The sequence below is a fragment of the Candidatus Cloacimonadota bacterium genome, assembly GCA_034722995.1.
Taxonomy (GTDB): domain Bacteria; phylum Cloacimonadota; class Cloacimonadia; order JGIOTU-2; family JGIOTU-2; genus JAGMCF01.
Window position 1 is genome coordinate 1 of sequence record JAYEOL010000066.1, and the last position, 5,935, is coordinate 5,935.

A 5,935-nucleotide genomic window follows, 5' to 3' on the forward strand; every position below is an offset into this window, starting at 1 on the left:
ATGTAAAATCATTTGAAGAAAATTTTGCTAAAAAGCATAATGCAAAATATTGTGTAGCCGTTAATTCAGGTACATCAGCTTTACATGCGGCATTAATGGCTTTAGAAATTACAATTAATGATGAAGTAATAGTTCCTGCAAATACATTTTTTGCAACTCCGTTATCTATAACTCTTACAGGTGCTACTCCAGTTTTTGTAGATTGTGAACCCGACTATTATAATATTGATCCTGATAAAATCGAATTAGCTGTTACCAAAAAAACAAAAGCAATAATAGCAGTTCATCTTTTCGGTCAACCAGCTCAAATAGATAAAATAAAAGAAATATCTGATAAAAACAATTTAATGTTAATAGAAGATTGTGCTCAAGCACATATATCAGAGTTGAATGGACAGTCCGTTGGGACATTTGGTTTATGCGGGTGTTTTAGTTTCTATTGCGGTAAAAATCTCGGTGCTTATGGTGAAGGTGGCGCAATTATTACTAATGACAAACCTCTATATAGAAAATTGAAGATGATTAGAAATCTTGGAATGGCTCAAAAATATCATCATGAGATTATCGGACATAATTATAGAATGGCAGGAATGCAAGGTGCAATTTTGGATGTAAAACTAAAATATTTAGATGAATGGACTGAAATACGAAGAAGAAATGCTGATTTATACAGGGAATATTTATCGGATTGCGAAGAAATAGTATTGCCGGCAGAAATGCCAGAAGCTAAACATGTCTATCATCTATTTGTAATAAGAACTCGAAAAAGAGATGAGCTTATGCAATTTCTAAAAGATAATCAAATTTATACAGGAATGCATTATCCCATTCCTTGTCATCTGCAAAATGCCTATAGAAATCTTGGCTATAAAAAAGGTGATTTTCCCGTCAGTGAAAAATATGCAAAAGAAGTCCTTTCTTTACCAATGTCAGAACAGTTAAAAGAAGAAGAAATTAAATATGTGTCTGAAAAGATAAAAGAATTTTATCAAAAGCAACAATGATTTGGAATTATAATATTATTCTTTGGTTTATCATTTAATATCATACCTTTTTTAATAGCACAAAAAGAAAAAACTTGACCCCTGGAAAAATATTATACAAATTTGAATTTATGAAATAAAGATATTAAAAGCTTAAATATAGTTTAGTCAGTCTTGGCTTCCGATCTGGCTTCGGCTTGTCTGTCTCGGCGTGGCTTCGCCAAGACGAATAAATCGGGAGACAGACGCCTGGACGGTATGGAAAAATGGATAAAAGAACAAAAGAATTGATAGAAATTGTTATCAGCATAATCAAGAAATTCTTAAGAAGGGATACTAACTTTCGTCTTTATCTATTTGGTTCAAGAGCAACTGGAAATAACCGTAAATTTTCCGATATAGATTTAGCAGTTGAATCATCCGCAATGAATAACGAATGGTTTAAAAAGATAAAACAAAATATTTTAGAAATTAGAACTTTATATAAAATAGATTTAGTTAACTTAAATACTGTATCTTCTGAATTTAAAAACATAGTTCTTAGCGAGGCAAACACATTGTATGAGCAATAGCTACAAACTACGATATTCTCTGAACCAATACTCTCAATCATTAGATAGATTTTATGAGGCTATTCAAGTTAAAGATGAAACACTGGCTATTGATGGAACTATCCAGAGATTTGAGTTTACATTTGAGTTGGCTTGGAAAACCATCAAGATCTTTTTGCAACATGAGGGAATTTTATGCAATTCTCCCCGCTCTTGTTTGAAAGAAGCATTTTCTCTTGGTCTTATCAACTTTGAAGCAATATGGTTGAATATGCTTGATGACAGAAACAAGTTGGCTCATATCTATAACGAACAAGAAGCTAAAGAAATATATTCCAGAATTAGTGAATATTATGAGGAATTAAACTCGTTGAAGATTTCCTTAGGGAAGATAATATAAGATCTGTGATGCCGAAAGATGGTTATGCAATATGTCGGAGGAAAAATTGTTTTCAAAAAATGCGTGTAAAATTCAATAAATACTTATTTTAGATGTAAAGGATAATTTTTCAGATATTTGTTTTTTCCCTTTATATCCCTCAATAAACAGTGAAAACTGAGAATTCAATTGAAAGCAAAAAGAAAAAACTTGACTCTATGAAAAATATTATAAAAATTTGGTTTTATGAAATCAAAAATATCCCGTTCAATCGGGAAGAGGAGAAAAAATGTGTAGACTTATCTTAAAATTGTGTTGTTTTCTTTCAATTACATTAATCATTCTTTCAGCTTGTTGCGCCCCATCACCACCTCCAGTTTCTAAAGCCCAAATTGATGAAGCTAAAACCGCAGCCTTGAATGTAGAAAAACAAGTTTCTGAACAAGATGCTAAAATAAAAGCTTTAGAGGGAGAATTAAAGCAAAAAGAAGCTAAACTCGCTGAGTTAAAGGCTTATGAACAGCAATTGAAAGATGAAGGATTCTTGGGGGAGGAATAAGATGAAAACGAAAAAGTATGTTATAATAAGCTTGCTAATCATTTTGATTCCCGTATTCCTTTATGCAGATGTTAGATATTTCTCAGATGAAGAGTATAAAGATTTGTCCAAACAAGAGTTATTGAAATACTGGGAAGATCTTGAGAATGAACTTATGATGTGGCAGACAAGAGAAGCAGCAGCAAGAGAAGCAATCCCTGTAAATGAAGCAAAAATCGCAGAACTAGAACAGAAAATTCAGGCAGTTGATAATGCCTATGAGAATCTGTATGCTAGTATTAATAAAGCTTTGGGTGGTATTACTCAAGATGAGATAGTAGAATTTCAAAGCCAACTTGATAATCTTAAAGCACGGTTAGATTATTATGAGAAGATGCCCGACTCTGAACTTTATAAGAATAAAGATGAGATTCTCGCTTTTATTGATAACTATAATAATCTAAAAAATCAGAATATTGCAAAGCTCCCAAAATTTCGTTCGGATTTTGAAGAATTAAATAAAAGAATTCTAAAGTTGAGTGATGACCTACAACAAGCTAAGCCAGAATACTATGAAGATACTCATATTGTCGTAAAAGGTGAATGCCTCTGGTTTATTTCTGGATATGAACATATTTATAACAATCCTACTAAATGGGGTATAATCTATCGTGCCAATCGTGACCAGATTAAAGACCCGGATTTGATATATCCTGACCAAATTTTTAAGATTCCTCGTGGACTACCTACTACATGGAAAGTCTATAAAGGTGAATGCTTGTGGACGATTTCCAGCTATCCTGAAATCTATAATAATCCATTTAACTGGCCTCGGATATTTCATGCAAATACTGACCAGATAAAAGACCCTGACCTTATTTATCCCAATCAAATATTGCGTATTCCCCGAGATTAATTTTTAGCGGGTGGAATAAAAATTGCTACTTGTAATATACTGTCCTGTCTATTATGCAAGAGCAACTATTTTATAGAGTTTGCAATATATCTGTGTTAAATTATTCCATCCCCTGAGATTTTAAAGCCCCCTGATTTTAATTTTATATTCCTTAAATTAAAGGGGGCTTTTTTATTTTTTGAAATTACAGATAACAATTTGTTTGGAATCCTATTCTCCAGAACAGGTAATAGATAGGGAGTATAAAAAAATATAACATGATCTGGAGCTCCGATACATCCGTTCCCCCGCCTTCCATCCCGATTCACCCTTCGCAGTTCATCCTTTGTAGTAGTACGGAGAATGGATGCTACGGAGAACGGGTGTGACTCTGTGGCAAGAGATTTTCAGATGAAAACATATATCCCCAGAAAAAGAATCTCTGAAGCGTTTATTATTATTGGTATCGCTTCAGCAATAATATTCCTTTTAAACTTTTTCTTATCTAAACAAACTATACTCCCTAAAAAAACAAAACTTGAAATAGGACAGATCTCTGATAAAACAGTAGTTGCACCATTTAATTTTTATATTTATCAAGATGAAAAAATACTTGCAGAAAGACAAAAATATGCTGAGCAAAAGGTTATTCATAGATATTTCATTTCCAGTGATGCAACATACGAAATCCAGGAGAATATTAACGAATTTTTCAAAGTGTTTGAAAATATAAATTCTCAAAGACTTTCTGATTCTGAAAAACTTAACCAACTTTCTAAAAAAAATTTTAAAATTTCTATAACAAGCTTTGAAATCCTAAAGTCAAGAGAAAATCGTGAATTGCTTTATCATAAACTTCTATCCGGGATTAAAACTATTTTAGAAAAAGGAATAATTAGCGATAAACCTTTAAAAGATAGAATTATAATTATTAATTCAGATAAAAAAGAAGAATTTTCAGTTAAAAATTTTTTTACAATAAATAGTGCTAAAAAATATTTTCTTAAACATAATAAGGAGATTGTTAAAAATGATAAATGGGAAATTTTAATCATTGAATTATTAGATAATTTCTTGAAAGAGAATATTATATATGACAAAGAATCCACACAAAAAGCTGTTATACAAGCCCGCTCTGCTGTTCCTGCTATTACTGGAGAGGTACTCAAAGATGAGTTGATAGTACAAAAGCATCAAAAAATTACCAGGGATATTTATCGGAAATTGCTTGCATTAGAACGAGCATATACACCAACAAGTAGTGAAGAAAAGCAAGTCGGTAAACAAAAAATATTTTCTTCTATCGCACAGTTTATATACTACCTTTTTGTACTTTCATTGTTTGTCATCTTTTTCTACTTTCTACATCCAAAGATGCTAACCACTTTATCTTTATTTAGGGTTTCTATTATATTTACAATTATATCAGCAGTAATAATAATAGTTGTAAAATCTGTAAGTAATTTATCTATCAATATAATTCCTTTTGGTATGCCGGTTATCCTGCTTGCTTTTTTAATAGATGTTCCAGCAGCTGTAATTTTTGGCTTGGTGAATTTTCTTCTTTTAATTGGGTTAACTAACTGGAATTTCACAACATCATTTATTGTCTCATTTGCAGGATTAAGTGCAGTTCTTGCATTAGCTAATCCCAGAAGTAGAAGAGATTTCTATAATGCTACCTTTTATATGGTGCTTTTTTTTGCCATTTTGACTCTTATATTTGGCACCATTACTTCAGAAAAATTTTTTACGATGATAAGAGATTTTGGCTGGGGAGTAGGAGGTTCTGTTATTTCATTAATTGGAAGTATGGTCTTATTAGCACCTATTGAGCAGAGATTACCTGTAATTACAAATATTCACTTACTTGAATTAGGAGATTTTAGCAACCCACTTCTGAAAACATTATCTGAGGTAGCATCTGGCACTTATCATCATAGTATAATTGTAGGTAACCTTGCTGAAGCTGCAGCAAAATCAATTGGTGCGAATCCATTTATCGCAAGGGTTGGAAGTTATTATCATGATATTGGAAAAACTAAAAATCCAGACTACTTTATTGAGAATGTAAAAGAAGACCAAAGTGCTCATGATAATCTAAGCTCTACTAAAAGTGCACAAATTGTGAAAAAACATGTTGATGATGGTGTTAAATTAGCAAAAGAAAATCATATACCTAAAGGAATTGTTGATATTATCCAGCAACACCATGGGACTTCTCAAATTAGTTACTTCTACCAGCAGGCAAAAAATAATGGAGAAAAAATAAATCCAGAAGATTTTCATTATGATGGCCCAAAACCACAAACTAAAGAAGCTGCAATTGTTATGATTGCTGATATTGTTGAATCTACAACGAAATCTCTAAATGACCCTGTTAATGAAGAAATTAGAAATGCTGTTAAAAAGACTATAAATAAGTTGGTGGACACAGACCAATTATCTGATAGTGGTATATCTTTAAAGGAATTGAAAATTATAAAAGAAAGTATAATGCCCATTCTACTTGGAATATATCAGAAAAGGATTGTATATCCAGAATAATATAGATTGAAAGATTTGAAAGATTGAAAGATTTGAAAGATT

General features: G+C 31.6%; 6 protein-coding genes. All 6 read left to right on the forward strand.

The window, feature by feature from the left end; genetic code table 11:
- The coding region (locus tag U9R23_07560) for a DegT/DnrJ/EryC1/StrS family aminotransferase (protein ID MEA3476279.1) at positions 1–1,004 on the forward strand (1,004 nt) is incomplete at its 5' end.
- A gap of 245 nt (positions 1,005–1,249) precedes the next feature.
- Positions 1,250–1,555 carry a nucleotidyltransferase domain-containing protein gene (locus tag U9R23_07565; protein ID MEA3476280.1) on the forward strand — a complete coding sequence of 102 codons (306 nt, stop codon included), beginning with the start codon at positions 1,250–1,252 and terminating at the stop codon, positions 1,553–1,555.
- Positions 1,545–1,934, forward strand: a complete 390-nt coding sequence (locus U9R23_07570; GenBank protein MEA3476281.1) for an HI0074 family nucleotidyltransferase substrate-binding subunit — start codon at positions 1,545–1,547, stop codon at positions 1,932–1,934. The genes U9R23_07565 and U9R23_07570 overlap by 11 nt, the downstream gene beginning before the upstream one ends.
- A 268-nt stretch (positions 1,935–2,202) precedes the next feature.
- Positions 2,203–2,472: a hypothetical protein gene (locus tag U9R23_07575; protein ID MEA3476282.1), complete on the forward strand. Its 270-nt coding sequence runs from the start codon at positions 2,203–2,205 to the stop codon at positions 2,470–2,472.
- Position 2,473: 1 nt separating this feature from the next.
- Entirely contained in the window at positions 2,474–3,367 is an 894-nt protein-coding gene (locus U9R23_07580) for a LysM peptidoglycan-binding domain-containing protein (GenBank protein MEA3476283.1), read from the forward strand.
- 390 nt (positions 3,368–3,757) lie between these two features.
- The gene (locus tag U9R23_07585; GenBank protein ID MEA3476284.1) at positions 3,758–5,893 is read left to right on the forward strand and encodes an HDIG domain-containing protein; all 2,136 of its coding nucleotides are present in this window, start codon (positions 3,758–3,760) and stop codon (positions 5,891–5,893) included.
- The last annotated feature ends 42 nt before the right edge of the window (positions 5,894–5,935 follow it).